This is a genomic window from Streptomyces sp. NPDC059696 (assembly GCF_042733745.1).
Taxonomy (GTDB): domain Bacteria; phylum Actinomycetota; class Actinomycetes; order Streptomycetales; family Streptomycetaceae; genus Streptomyces.
Map to the genome: position 1 here is coordinate 18,503 of NZ_JBHWFG010000015.1, position 13,028 is coordinate 31,530.

General features: G+C 72.2%; 11 protein-coding genes. 7 read left to right on the forward strand and 4 right to left on the reverse strand.

Annotation, left to right across the window (positions count from 1 at the left end; genetic code table 11):
* The first annotated feature begins 14 nt into the window (after positions 1–14).
* Positions 15–2,924: an ABC transporter substrate-binding protein gene (locus ACFV20_RS18110; protein ID WP_385657728.1), complete on the forward strand. Its 2,910-nt coding sequence runs from the start codon at positions 15–17 to the stop codon at positions 2,922–2,924.
* Positions 2,925–2,932: 8 nt separating this feature from the next.
* Here ACFV20_RS18110 and msrB read toward each other — a convergent pair whose 3' ends face one another.
* The 4 genes from msrB to ACFV20_RS18130 all read right to left on the reverse strand — a co-directional run bounded on the left by msrB (position 2,933) and on the right by ACFV20_RS18130 (position 6,423).
* Positions 2,933–3,340 (reverse strand): peptide-methionine (R)-S-oxide reductase MsrB, encoded by a 408-nt coding sequence (gene msrB / locus ACFV20_RS18115; RefSeq protein ID WP_385657730.1) that lies wholly within the window; start codon positions 3,338–3,340, stop codon positions 2,933–2,935.
* 14 nt (positions 3,341–3,354) lie between these two features.
* Entirely contained in the window at positions 3,355–4,746 is a 1,392-nt protein-coding gene (gene murC, locus ACFV20_RS18120) for a UDP-N-acetylmuramate--L-alanine ligase (RefSeq protein ID WP_385657732.1), read from the reverse strand.
* Positions 4,747–4,887: 141 nt separating this feature from the next.
* Positions 4,888–5,361 carry an indole-3-glycerol phosphate synthase gene (locus ACFV20_RS18125; protein ID WP_234846455.1) on the reverse strand — a complete coding sequence of 158 codons (474 nt, stop codon included), beginning with the start codon at positions 5,359–5,361 and terminating at the stop codon, positions 4,888–4,890.
* 258 nt (positions 5,362–5,619) lie between these two features.
* Complete coding sequence (locus tag ACFV20_RS18130) at positions 5,620–6,423, reverse strand: pyrimidine reductase family protein (protein WP_385657735.1); 804 nt, start codon at positions 6,421–6,423, stop codon at positions 5,620–5,622.
* Between the two features lie 37 nt (positions 6,424–6,460).
* Between ACFV20_RS18130 and zapE the strand changes: the two genes are divergently transcribed.
* The 6 genes from zapE to ACFV20_RS18160 all read left to right on the forward strand — a co-directional run bounded on the left by zapE (position 6,461) and on the right by ACFV20_RS18160 (position 13,025).
* Entirely contained in the window at positions 6,461–7,564 is a 1,104-nt protein-coding gene (gene zapE, locus ACFV20_RS18135; protein WP_385657736.1) for a cell division protein ZapE, read from the forward strand.
* Positions 7,565–7,761: 197 nt separating this feature from the next.
* Positions 7,762–8,190: a hypothetical protein gene (locus tag ACFV20_RS18140; RefSeq protein WP_385657738.1), complete on the forward strand. Its 429-nt coding sequence runs from the start codon at positions 7,762–7,764 to the stop codon at positions 8,188–8,190.
* Positions 8,191–8,271: 81 nt separating this feature from the next.
* Complete coding sequence (locus tag ACFV20_RS18145) at positions 8,272–8,853, forward strand: carbonic anhydrase (RefSeq protein WP_385657740.1); 582 nt, start codon at positions 8,272–8,274, stop codon at positions 8,851–8,853.
* 8 nt (positions 8,854–8,861) lie between these two features.
* Positions 8,862–10,346 carry a SulP family inorganic anion transporter gene (locus tag ACFV20_RS18150; protein WP_385657742.1) on the forward strand — a complete coding sequence of 495 codons (1,485 nt, stop codon included), beginning with the start codon at positions 8,862–8,864 and terminating at the stop codon, positions 10,344–10,346.
* 168 nt (positions 10,347–10,514) lie between these two features.
* Entirely contained in the window at positions 10,515–11,552 is a 1,038-nt protein-coding gene (locus ACFV20_RS18155) for an SPFH domain-containing protein (RefSeq protein ID WP_385657744.1), read from the forward strand.
* 90 nt (positions 11,553–11,642) lie between these two features.
* Positions 11,643–13,025 (forward strand): PhoX family protein, encoded by a 1,383-nt coding sequence (locus tag ACFV20_RS18160; protein WP_385657747.1) that lies wholly within the window; start codon positions 11,643–11,645, stop codon positions 13,023–13,025.
* Positions 13,026–13,028: the final 3 nt, after the last annotated feature.

The following is a 13,028-nucleotide window of genomic DNA, read 5'->3' on the forward strand; positions in this document are numbered from 1 at the left end:
ACGGGGGGTTGCCCATGGTGAAGGACGCTCGCACGCCGCCGGACTGCCCTGGGGGCCACGACGGCATGCCGGAGAGCGACGCCGCGCGCCACCTCCAGAACCAGCTCGAGGTCCTCATCCAGGACTTCCGCAGGAGCACCGAGCCACCGATGCCGGTGTTCGTCGTGCACGCGCAGGACGGCGGCGACGACGACGCGGTGGCCGGTCTGGTCCGCCAGCTGCACACGGGCCAGGAGGCGCACGGCACACGCTGCGCGGTGACGCAGGACTCCTACGAGGGGTCCACGGAGGTGCGCCGGGCCGCCGCTCTGGTGAGGGCGTTGAGCGACCCGCGCAAGTGGGGCGGCCCCAAGGCGGTCTACCGCCGCTACGCGTTCCCGCGGCTGCGGCTGGTGCACGCCATCGACGACGCGGTCGCCGCGCTCGGCGACACCTGGCCGTCCCCCGCCCCCGGCAGCCCCGAGGCGGGACAGGACCCGCGCCAGCGGCTGCTGAACGAACTGGCGCAGCAGCGCTGGCGGCCGAAGAACACGGCCCGCTGGAGATCCGGCCTGCCGCTGTTCGACATGGCGCACATCCTCCCGGCGAGCCTCGTGACCGTCCTCGCCGCGCTCCTGGCCCGCAGCGAGTGGTACGTCGCGGTGGGCGCCGGTCTGGTCTTCCTGCTGCTGCTGACCGTCCTCAACTACGTCCTGCCGGGCCGGGCCCCGATCTTCCTGTGGCTGCGCCGGGAGAGCCGCTGGTTCATGACGACGACGTTCCTGAGGGCGGTGGACCAGGAGGAGCCCACCGAGGTGTCGCTGCTGCGGCCGGTCCGCTCCTGGAAGGCGATCGCGGCCCGGGCCCACGACGTGGCGGAGGCGCTGGCGGCGGGCGGCGACTTCCACCTCCAGCTGTGCGTGCTGGCGCTGCGCGAGGACCTGCGGGACAACCACCGCCGCTGGAGCTGGGACCTGCGCGGCTTCAAACGCCCGCGGCCGCCGATGCTGTTCCTGCCGCACGCGGACGACCGCAACGGCGGCATCGAGCTGATCCGGGCCATCAGCGACGTCCGCAGCCGGCGCAGCGAGCTCGACCCGCTGCTCGTGGTGGCCGCGGTGCGCGCGCAGGACGTGCCGCGTCTGGAGCGCAGCGTCGTCCAGGCGGCCCCCGCCTCCGACGCGACGCCGCCCACGTTCGGGGTCCGGCTGCGCACCTGGTACCAGGAGTGGGGCCGCAACCTGCGCGCCGAGCAGTCACCCAGCCGGGAACGGTCCGTCCTCCCGTGGGTGATGAAGGTCCCGCTGCCGCACGACCAGCTGGGCCCCGTCGAGGAGGGCCGCCACCACCTGCGGGCCTCCGCCCGGCCGACACCCGCCCGGCTGGTGTGGGCGCTGCACACCCTGGTGCTGGTCGTCGCCCTGGTCACCGCCGCGACCGTGATGCGGGCCGACGCCCTGCAGGACCGGTACTGCTCGGCGTCCGTGCTGACCGCCAACCGGGACACCCGGCGCGAGCAGGGGCCCGACGGCCGCACGGAGTGCATCGGCGTCGCGACGGACGACGTCCGTTTCGCGGACTGGCTGCCCGTGCCCCGGGCCGACGACGACCTCAAGGCGCTCACGGCCGACGACGACACGCCCTGGACGGTGGCCGACCTGGAGGAGCGCATCGCCCGGCAGAACGCGGACGTCCTCGGCCGGCATGCCGGCGCGTACGTCACCGTCGTCTACGCCGGACCGCTCAGCGCCGACACCTCGGCCGGCTCCTCCCTGGTGAAGGGCGCCGAGGAGCTGGCGGGTGTGTATCTGGCGCAGGCCGTCATCAACGAGAACTCCAGTGTGAAGCTGCGCGTCCTGATCGCCAACGGCGGCGTGGACCTGGGCCGGCAGGCGGAGATGGCGGAGTCGATCGCCGCGTACGCCGCCCACGACCCGACCGTGGTGGGGGTCGTCGGCACCGGCCGCGACCTGAAGTCGAGCCGGGCGACGACCCGCATCCTGATGGAGGCCGGTCTGCCGGTCGTGTCCGGCACGAACTCCGCCACCTATCTGCCCCGCGAGTTCGCCAACTGGTTCAGCCTGGCCGCCACCGACGAGTGGCAGAGCCGGCAGCTCGGCCTGATCGCGGCCCAGTTGCGCACACCGAACCGGCGGCAGTACTCCCTGGTCCTGGCCCGCGACACTGCGCGCACCGACGACCTCTACACCGACGAGCAGGCCCGCTACGGCCAGCGGATGCTGCGCCGGCAGGGCTTCACCCCGCTCGAGCAGCGGCGCTACACGCTGAGCGGCGGCAAGCCGGAACTGCGCTCGCACGCCCAGGAGATCTGCCGCGGCGGGCGGGTCCCCTCGGTGATCTACTTCGCGGGCCGGGTGGAGGACATCGACCCGCTGATGAACCAGCTGGGCACCGAGCCGGGCTGCGCCGGGAAGCCCCTGGCCATCCTCACCGGCGACGACCTGTCCAAGGCCGACTTCGCCGGCGGCGGCCAGTCCGTCGCCCCGAAGGTCACGCTGTACCACGCGGCCCTCGCGGAACTGGAGATCGCCGCCACGAACACGGGCTTCTACCTGGACGCCGCCAAGCACCTGCCCGGACTGCGCGGCCACCGCCTGCGCTACGACAGCCCCGCCCTGGCCAGCGGCCAGACCGCACTGGCCCATGACGCGACCCGGGCCCTGTTCTACGCGGCCACCCGGGGCGACCGGCCGCAGAGCAGGGCCTCGACCTGGGTGAATCTGCGCAGCGTCAAGATCGAAGGCATGGCCACCGGCACCATCGACTTCACGGGAGCCCCGCTGTACGGCGACCGCAGGGGGCACAGCATCGTCCTCAAGGAGGTCCACCGCACCGAGGACGGCACCTCCGAACCCCGGGTGGTGTGCCGCCGCACGGCGGGGAACACGGCACCCCTCACCCAGAAGGAGTGCCGGATCCGCTGAGCGCGGCCTCAGCCCTGCTCGGGGGTGAGGCGCAGCGCGATCGAGTTGATGCAGTAGCGCTGGTCCGTGGGTGTCGGATACCCCTCACCCTCGAACACGTGCCCGAGGTGCGAGCCGCAGCGTGCGCAGCGCACCTCGGTCCGCACCATGCCGTGCGACCGGTCCTCGATCAGCTCGACCGCGTCGGTGTCCCTGGGATCGAAGAAGGACGGCCAGCCGCAGTGCGACTCGAACTTGGTGTCCGAGGTGAACAGGTCCGCTCCGCAGGCACGGCAGGAGTAGACGCCCCGGGTCTTGGTGTCGGTGTACTCACCGGTGAAGGCGGGCTCCGTGGCCGCCTGGCGCAGCACCGCGTACTCGCCCGGGCTCAGCTCCACGCGCCACTGCTCGTCCGGCTTCTCGACGTCGTACGGCATGAGCCTCCAGCCCCTCAGTTCGACAGACGGTCCAGGATGAGCGGGCCGAGGTCGGTGACGTCGCCCGCTCCCATGGTGAGAACGAGATCCCCCGGCTTCGCCATTCCCGCGACGACCGAGGGGGCGTCCGCCTTGTCGTGCACCGGCGTCACGTCGGCGCCCGCCGCCCGGGCCGCCTCGATGATCAGCTCGCTGGTCACGCCGGGGATCGGGTCCTCGCGGGCCGGGTAGATGTCCAGCACGACGGAGGCGTCCGCGAGGGCGAGGGACTGGCCCATCTCCTTGCCGAGCTCCTGGGTCCGCGAGAACAGGTGCGGCTGGAAGACGACCAGGATCCGGGCGTCGCCCGCCGCCGCGCGCATGGCCTCCAGGTCGGCGGTCATCTCGGTGGGGTGGTGCGCGTAGGAGTCGATGACCTGCACGCCGGCGGCCTCGCCCTTCAGCTGCAGCCGCCGCTTGACCCCCGTGTACGCGGCGATCGCCGGGGCCAGCTCGGCCGCCGGGACGCCCAGGGCCGCTCCGGCCGCCAGCGCGGCGACCGCGTTGTGCGCGTAGTGCCGACCGGGGACGGAGACCGCGAAGGTCAGTTCCGTGCCCTCCAGCACCACGGTGACCTCGCTCTTCAGTCCCTGCGGCACGACCGACAGGATGCGCACGTCGGCGTCCTCGGACTCGCCGTAGGTCACCACGCGCACACCGCGCCCGGCGACCCGGCGCGTCAGCTCGCGCGCACCCTCGTGGTCGGCCGCGATCACCAGCGTGCCGCCCTCGGTGATGCGGTCCACGAACGTCTCGAACGACGCGTAGATCTCGTCCATCGACGCGTAGTTGGCGTGGTGGTCGAGCTCGACGTTGAGGACGATCGCGACCTCGGGGGCGTACTTGTGGAAGCTGCGGTCCGACTCGTCCGCCTCGGCGACGAAGATCTCGCCCTCGCCGTGCAGCGCGTTGGAGCCGGGCGCGTCCAGGTCCCCGCCGATGGCGTAGGAGGGCTTCAGGCCCAGCTCGCTCAGCGACACGGCCAGCATCGACGTCGTGGTCGTCTTGCCGTGCGTCCCGGCGACGGCGATCGGCCGCAGCCCGTCCATCAGGGCGGCGAGGGCGTCGGAGCGGTGCACGACGGGGACGCCGAGCTCGGCCGCGCGGGCGAGCTCGGGGTTGTCCTGCCGGATCGCCGACGACACGACCACACAGCTGGCGTCGTCGGCGAGGTGCTCCGCGGCGTGCCCGATGTGCACGGTCGCGCCCAGCGCGCGCAGCGCCTCGGCCGTCGCCGACTCCTTGGCGTCACTGCCCGCCACGACGGCCCCGCGCTGCGCGAGGATCTTCGCGATCCCCGACATTCCGGCGCCACCGATCCCGATGAAGTGCGGTCGGTCCATGGCGGGAGGAAGGCCGGCTGCCATGCGTGTCTCCAAGTTCGGGTGGCGAGGGTTGGCGGGGCCAAGCCTATTGCGTACGCGGGACCGGCACGCCCATCAGGGGCGCGGGGAGCCGCGCGAACGGCCATGAACGCCCCGCACCCGGCAAACCCCCGCGATCCGCCCCTACGCCTTGCTGTGCGAGAACAGCTTCAGCACCGGCACCCCCACCTTGTGCCGGGCCCGTGAGGCCCAGTCCCGGTGGAAGAACTCCTCCACGTAGTGGGGGTCGGTCAGCACGATGACCTCGTCCGCCCCGACCTCCTCCACCAGCGACTTCAGCGCGTCGAGCGGATGGTCCTCGATCAGCCGCCCCTGAGCCGCGCTGCCCGAGGCGCGCAACGCCGTGAGGGACACCTCCAGCGCCCGCTGCCCGACACTCAGCGCTTCCTCGCCCTCGGGGGTCTCCCCCTCGCGCACGGCCTCGTCGAGTTCGCCGAGCGCCACGTCGTCGATGGCCCGCAGCAGGCGGTCCGCCTGCTCGCCGCGCGGCTGCAGCAGCACCTCGAACGAGACCTGCTCCTCGCCGTGCAAGGTGGTGACGAACTCCACGTCGGCCGACGTGAGCGCCTTCTCGATCATCAATACGCTCGTGAACACCAGGCGCCCCTTCTGCTCCCGGGGCCCAGGGCCCCGCCTCGCCGCAGGCCGGCCGTGCCAGGCCCTGCGGAAACCATCCTGCCCCGTCTTCGCACGGGTACTGCCGGATTCAGTGTGCCCTCCTAAAACCAAACAGAACGGAATATTCGACCGATGAACGGACTCACGGCGGGGCCCGCTTCCCCTCCGGACGTACCGGTCGTCCGGGCCGCCCGCCGCCGACACCTTCTACCCGGAGCCCGGCGTTTCAGTACGCGCTCAGGCCCGTCCGTACCGGGTGAACAGGAAGCCGTCCTCCTCCAGCATCGACACCAGCCCGAAGCGCTGCGGGACGGTGACCGCCGGCCCCCCGGCGATGCGCTGCGCGTCGCCCGCCGTGAGCATCGGGGAGACAGTCAGGCAGAGCTCGTCCAGCACACCGGCCGCGACCAGCTGCCCCAGCAGTCGCGGACCGCCCTCGGTGAGCAGCCGGGTGTGGCCGAGGTCGGCCAGGGCGCGCACGGCGCGGGCGGGGTCCACGCCGATGCCGTCCCCGGCGATCAGCACCCGCGCGCCCGCCTTCTCGGCGGCCGCGACGCGGTCCGGGGCGGCCGCGGCGCCGGTGAGGATCAGGGTGGGGACCAGGGGCGAGGTGAACAGCGGGAGCGAGAAGTCCAGGTCCAGGCCGGCGGTGACCACCGCGATCGCGGGTGCGGGCCCCTGGCCGGCCGCCTCCCGCATCGCCGCGAAGTCCTCCCGCGCGCGTGCGGGCCGGTAGCCCTCCTGCCGTACCGTCTCCGCGCCCACGACCACGACGTCGGCGAGCGCCCGCAGGGTGCCGAAGATCCGCATGTCGGCGGCGCTGGAGATGGGCTGCGAACGGCCGTCGTGCTGCGCGGCGCCGTCCAGGGTGGACACCATGTTGGCGCGCAGCCACGGGACCGGCCCGCCGGGCCCCGGCTCGGGATAGGCGTACGCGGCGGCCAGCTCGTGCAGGCTCCATTCCCGCCCGGCGCCCCCACCGGACGCGCCGCCCGGCGCCGGAGCTGCTGTTTCATCGGTCACAGGGAACAGACGTCGCATGCCGTGCAGTGTTCCACGCGCCGTAGCATGGTGAACCGTGTCTTCTCCCCTGGCCCCCTCCGGAAGCGGCCCCATAACCGACCCGGCCCCGCTGTCGCTGTGCGCCCGTGAGCCGCGGGTGCCCGCGGACCGGCTGGTCGCCGAGATGGTGCCGCCGCCGCGGTTCGACTCCGTCCGCTTCAGCACGTACATCCCCGACCCGAACCAGCCCAGCCAGACCGAGGCCGTCCGGGTCCTGGAGGGTTTCGCGGCGGGCCTCGACTCGGGCGGGTCCCCGGGCTCCGGCAAGCGGCGGCTGTTCGGCTTCGGCAAGGCACCGAAGAAGGCCCCGGCCGGCCCGCGCGGCGTCTACCTGGACGGCGGTTACGGCGTCGGCAAGACCCACCTGCTGGCGTCCCTGTGGCACGCCACCCCGGCCGAGCCCGCGCTCAAGGCGTTCGGCACGTTCGTGGAGCTGACCAACCTGGTCGGGGCCCTGGGCTTCCAGCAGACCGTCCAGACCCTGTCGGGCCACCGCCTGCTGTGCATCGACGAGTTCGAGCTCGACGACCCGGGCGACACCGTGCTGGTGTCCACCCTGCTCGGCAAGCTCGTCGACGCGGGTGTGGCACTGGCCGCCACCTCCAACACGCTGCCCGGCAAGCTCGGCGAGGGCCGGTTCGCCGCGGCCGACTTCCTGCGGGAGATCCAGGGGCTGTCGGCCCACTTCCGCGCCCTGCGCATCGACGGGGAGGACTACCGCCACCGCGGTCTGCCCGAGGCTCCGCCGCCGTACTCCGACGAACAGGTGACCCGCGCCGCGCACGCCACCGAGGGCGCCTCCCTCGACGCGTTCTCGCCCCTCCTGGAGCACCTGGCCCGCGTCCACCCCAGCCGGTACGGCGCTCTGACCGACGGGATCAAGGCCGTGTGCCTCACCGGTGTGCACCCGGTTCCCGACCAGTCGACGGCCCTCAGGCTGGTCGTCCTCGCGGACCGGCTGTACGACCGCGAAGTGCCGGTGCTCGCCTCGGGCCTGCCCTTCGACCGGTTGTTCAGCGACGAGATGCTGAACGGCGGCTACCGCAAGAAGTACTTCCGGGCCATCTCCCGGCTCACCGCCCTGGCCCGCGACGCCGGCTCCCTGGCGGAACCTCGGTAGACACCACCCGATACCGCGTCAACCGCTGTGCGGGTAGGGCTTGTTCAAGCCACGCCACCTGCGGTTTTCAGGCTCTCTTCAGCTTGAAACGTTAAGTTAACCCTGCAAACGACTTTGCAGGGTTAACGTGTTTCTTGACCGGCCGTTGACCAAGTGTTGGTCTGCACTAGAGGTGCGACGTACCGGAAGGGGGGCGCATGTACCGAGGTACGACGGCACGGACCGTGGTGTCCGTCCTCGCCGCCGTTCTGCTCGCCCTCCAGTTCTTCGCACCGACGGCATCCTTCGCATCCGCGCACACGCACAGCCAAGCCGAGGCCAAGGCTCAGCCCGGAACGAAGCCCTCCGGTACGTCCTCCCGCCCCGGGCCCAAAACCCCGGGGAAGGCCCTGCGCGACGAGACGGCCACCTGCCGGGCCGGACACCACGGGGACCCGACCGGTCCCCTGCGGACCCGGCACCGGTCCCACACCGCGGACCTCACACACCCGGTCCCGGAGCGCCCGCTGCCACGGCACATCCGGCCGACGGCGCCCGAACCGGTCAGACCCGGCGCCGCGCACGACCACACGTCGAGATCCTCGACCTCGCACACTCCGGCGGCACTTCAGGTCTTCCGCTGCTGATCGGCGAAGCAGTTCCCCCCACCCCCTTGCCATGCCCGTCCGACGCGCCCCCACTGCGCGCCAGGAGGAGTCACCACACTCATGCAACCCCTCATCGACAACGCCCGCATCTTCGGACAGCGCCCTGAGGAGTTCGCCCACCTCGCCGAGGGCCAGTCCCCCGACGTCCTGTTCATCACCTGCTCCGACTCCAGGGTCGTACCGGCCCTGATCACGGGCGCCCGTCCCGGCGAGCTCTTCGAGCTGCGCACCGCGGGCAACGTCGTCCCCCCGCACACCCTCCGGCACCCCACCTCGGAGGCGGCCACCATCGAGTACGCCGTGGAAGTCCTCGGCGTCAAGGAGATCGTGGTCTGCGGCCACTCGCACTGCGGCGCCGTGGGCGCGGTGGTGCGCGGCGACGACCTCTCCGGCGTCCCCGCCGTGCGTGACTGGCTGGCGCACGCCTGCGACCAGCCCAAGTGCGCGGACCCGGCCGACAAGACGGTCACCGAGGCCGTGCAGAACCACGTCCTGACCCAGGTGGAGCGGCTGCGCTCCTACCCCTGTGTGGAGAGCCGCCTGACGGACGGCCGGCTCCGGCTGCACGCCTGGTTCTACGAAGTGCACACCGGCACCGTGCGCGCACACCGCGCGGACACCGATTCCTTCGAGAAGGTGTGAGGGCGACCATGACCAAGTTCCCCTACCTCAAGCAGGACTTCCTCGCCTCGATCGTCGTCTTCCTGGTCGCGGTCCCGCTGTGCGTCGGGGTGGCGGTCGCCTCCGGCGTCCCCGCGGAGCTGGGTCTCATCACCGGCATCGTGGGCGGGCTCGTCACCGGGATGATGCGCGGCAGCAGCCTGCAGGTGTCCGGACCCGCCGCCGGCCTCACCGTGCTGGTCTTCGAAGCCGTGAGCCGGTTCGGGGTGGCCACGCTCGGCGTGATCGTGCTGCTCGCCGGCCTGCTCCAGCTCGCCATGGGCTTCCTGGGGATCGGCCGCTGGTTCCGGGCGATATCCGTCTCCGTCGTCGAGGGCATGCTCTGCGGCATCGGCCTGGTGATCATCGCCGGGCAGATCTACGCGGCGGCGGGCCTGAAGGCGCCGGAGACCGGCCTCGGCAAGATCGCCGGCCTGCCCGGGATGTTCGCCGACACGCTCGGCAGCACCGAGGCCCTGACGTCCCTCGCGATCGGTGCGGGCACCATCGCCGTCATCGTGTTCTGGACGAAGACGCCGAAGGCGGTCCGGACCGTGCCCGGCGCCCTCGCGGCGGTCCTCCTGGCCACGGCCGCCACGCTCGCCTTCGGCCTGCCGGTCGCCACCGTCCAGGTGGAGGGTCTGCTGGGCGTCGTCCAGCCGCCCGGGGCCGAGGCCTTCGGCGAACTGGCGGATCCGGCCATCTGGGGCACCATCATCGCGTTCGCGCTGATCGCCTCCGCGGAGAGCCTGTTCAGCGCGGCCGCCGTGGACCGGCTGCACAACGGTCCGCGCACCGAGTACAACAAGGAGATGATCGCCCAGGGCGCGGGCAACACCCTGTGCGGTCTGCTCGGCGCGCTGCCGATGACCGCCGTCATCGTGCGCAGCTCCGCCAACGTCAACGCCGGCGCCAGGACCAAGGCCTCCCGGGTGCTGCACGGCGTGTGGCTGCTGCTGTTCGCCGCCGCGATGCCGTGGGCGCTGGCGCTCATCCCGGTCCCCGCCCTCGCCGGCATCCTCGTGCACGCCGGCTGGAAGCTCATCCCGTTCCGCCAGATCGCCACGCTGTGGCGGGCCCACAAGGGTGAGGCGCTCATCCTGATCGTCACCGCCGTGTCGATCGTCGCGGTGAACATGTTCGAGGGGGTGCTCATCGGTCTGGCCCTGTCGATCGTCAAGACCGCCTGGGAGGCCTCGCACATCAAGCTCGACATCATCGACAAGGGCGCCGGCCCGATCCAGGCGTACCTGTCCGGCAACGCGACCTTCCTGCGCCTGCCGAAGATCCTCGACAGCCTGGAGAGCCTGCCGCAGGACCGCCCGGTCGAGCTGGACCTCTCGGGTCTGCACCACCTCGACCACGCCTGCCGCACCGCCCTGGAGAACTGGGCCGCACGGCACAGCGCGACGGGCACGGAGCCGGTGAAGGTCACCGAGCCCGAGGAGGCACCGGAGAAGGTCACCGTCGCCTAGCCGACGGGACCACCCGCCCGGCCCGGTCCGGGGCGCGCCGGCTGCGCGCCCCGGACCACGCGCGTCCGCCCCCGTTCCGGCCCGTTCGCCGGGCATGGCCCCACGCCCCGGTTCGGGCATATCGTTACAGGAGTGGACGGATAGGGACCTCTGAACCGGGAGGTCGGCATGGTCGAAGAGCTGGTCGGCGTGGTGGCCGCGGTCGGGGCCGGTGCGCTGGTGTACACGGCCGCCGCGGCACGGGTCGTCAAGCAGTACGAGCGCGGGGTCGTCTTCCGGCTCGGGCGCCTGCACGGGGAGGTGCGGCGGCCCGGGTTCACCCTCGTGATCCCCGCGGTGGACCGGATGCGCAAGGTCAACCTGCAGATCGTGACCATGCCCGTCCCCGCCCAGGAGGGCATCACCCGGGACAACGTGACCGTACGGGTCGACGCCGTCGTGTACTTCAAGGTGGTGGACCCGTCGGCCGCGGTCGTCAACGTCGAGGACTACCGCTTCGCCGTCTCGCAGATGGCGCAGACCTCGCTGCGCTCGATCATCGGCAAGAGCGAGCTGGACGACCTGCTGTCCAACCGGGAGAAGCTGAACCAGGGCCTGGAGCTGATGATCGACAGTCCGGCCGTGGAGTGGGGCGTGACGATCGACCGCGTGGAGATCAAGGACGTCTCCCTGCCGGACACCATGAAGCGCTCCATGGCCCGCCAGGCGGAGGCCGACCGGGAGCGGCGGGCCCGGCTGATCAACGCCGACGCCGAGTACCAGGCCTCCAAGAAGCTGGCCCAGGCCGCCCACCAGATGGCCGACACGCCCTCGGCCCTCCAGCTGCGGCTGCTGCAGACCGTCATGGCGGTGGCGGCGGAGAAGAACTCCACGCTGGTCCTGCCCATCCCGGTGGAACTGCTGCGGTTCCTGGAGCGGGGCGCGCAGCCCGGGGCGGAGAGCGCGGGACAGTCGCGCTCGGCGGCCGGCACGGCGGAGGAGAGCGCGGGACAGTCGCGCTCGGCGGCCGGCACGGCGGAGGAGAGCGCGGGACAGTCGCGCTCGGCGGCGGGCACGGCGGAGGAGGAGGCCGTGGACCGCGCGCAGCCGACGGACCGTGCGGAGATCGAGGAGCGCGGCGCCGACCTCACGGAGCAACGCGCCGTCGACCTCACGGAGCAGGCCGGGGAGGCCATGGAGCGGCTGCGGCGCGCGGTCGAGCAGTGACGCGCGCTACGCGCGTGGTTCCCGTGGCCGGAACCAGGTGATAGACACAGCGGGATCACTGTTCCTGTCCGCCAGCAGGAAGGTTTCCCCATGACCGCATCAGGTCGCTTCGCCACCCGACGCCGGATGCTCGCCGGAACGGGTGCCCTGGGTGTCGGGATCGCGTTCTCCGGCGCCCTCTCCGAACTCTTCGCCGGCACCGCCGCCGCCCAGGGCCTCGGCCACACCGGCTACGGACCGCTCGTCCCCGACCCGAAGGGCGTTCTCGACCTGCCGGAGGGGTTCCGCTACCGGATCCTCTCCCGCGAGGGCGACGAACTGCGCTCCGGTGAGGGCAAGGTCCCCTCCAACCACGACGGCATGTCCGCCTTCGGCGGCAGAGGCGGCCGGGTCCATCTGGTCCGCAACCACGAGAACCGCGTGAACGGCAAGGTCCCGGTGCCGACCGTCGAGGGCCTCACCTACGACCCGGGCGGCAAGGGCGGCTGTACGGCGCTGACGCTCGACTCCCGGGGCAGGGTGCTGTCGGAGCGGGTCGCGATCGCCGGCACGGCGGTGAACTGCGCGGGCGGGCCCACCCCGTGGGACACCTGGCTGACCTGCGAGGAGACCGAGGACAGGGCCGGCACCAACGGCTACACCAAGGACCACGGCTTCATCTTCGAGGTCGACCCGGCCGATCCGCACCGCACCGGGGCCGTGCCGCTGACCGCGATGGGCCGCTTCGCGCACGAGGCGATCGCCGTCGATCCCCGGCGGGGCGTGGTGTACGAGACCGAGGACGCCTTCGAGAAGCCCTTCGGCCTCTTCTACCGCTTCCTGCCGAACCGGCCGCTGGGCGGCAGGGGTTCGCTGCGCGCCGGCGGCCGGCTGCAGGCCATGCGGGTGCCCGGCGTGCCGGACCTGTCCTCCGTCCAGGACGTCGGCGCCGAGTTCGACCACATCGAGTGGGTGGACGTGCCGGACCCGCAGGCCGCGCAGACCCCGATCCGGTTCCAGGACTTCGGCCGCGGGGGCATCACGCACGCGCAGAAGCTGGAGGGCTGCTACTGGGGCGGCCGTTCGGTGTACTTCGTGTCGTCCTTCGCGCGCCGGTCCGACGGTTCGGCGGCCGACCACTTCGGGCAGGTCTGGCGCTACGACCCGGAGCGGCGCCGGCTCACCCTGGTGATCGTCTTCGGCCCGGACACCGATGTGCAACTGCCGGGCGAGTCGCCGGACAACATCTGCCTGGCGCCCAGCGGCGGCCTCATGGTCTGCGAGGACGGCAACGGCGCCCAGCACGTCTTCGGCGTCACCCGCCGCGGCGAGGTCTACGCGATGGCCCGCAACCGGCAGAACATCGGCACCGAGCAGGAGCCCGAGTGGGGCGAGTTCGCCGGGGTGACCTTCTCCCCGGACGGCGACACGATGTACGTCAACTGCTACACACCCGGCACCACGTTCGCGGTGACGGGCCCCTGGCGGCGATAGCAG

Coding starts and splice junctions, on each gene's coding strand:
- ACFV20_RS18110 (WP_385657728.1), top strand. CDS start 15: ATGGTGAAGGACGCTCGCACGCCGCCGGACTGCCCTGGGGGCCACGAC.
- msrB (WP_385657730.1), bottom strand. CDS start 3,340: ATGCCGTACGACGTCGAGAAGCCGGACGAGCAGTGGCGCGTGGAGCTG.
- murC (WP_385657732.1), bottom strand. CDS start 4,746: ATGGCAGCCGGCCTTCCTCCCGCCATGGACCGACCGCACTTCATCGGG.
- ACFV20_RS18130 (WP_385657735.1), bottom strand. CDS start 6,423: ATGCGACGTCTGTTCCCTGTGACCGATGAAACAGCAGCTCCGGCGCCG.
- ACFV20_RS18140 (WP_385657738.1), top strand. CDS start 7,762: ATGTACCGAGGTACGACGGCACGGACCGTGGTGTCCGTCCTCGCCGCC.
- ACFV20_RS18145 (WP_385657740.1), top strand. CDS start 8,272: ATGCAACCCCTCATCGACAACGCCCGCATCTTCGGACAGCGCCCTGAG.
- ACFV20_RS18150 (WP_385657742.1), top strand. CDS start 8,862: ATGACCAAGTTCCCCTACCTCAAGCAGGACTTCCTCGCCTCGATCGTC.
- ACFV20_RS18155 (WP_385657744.1), top strand. CDS start 10,515: ATGGTCGAAGAGCTGGTCGGCGTGGTGGCCGCGGTCGGGGCCGGTGCG.
- ACFV20_RS18160 (WP_385657747.1), top strand. CDS start 11,643: ATGACCGCATCAGGTCGCTTCGCCACCCGACGCCGGATGCTCGCCGGA.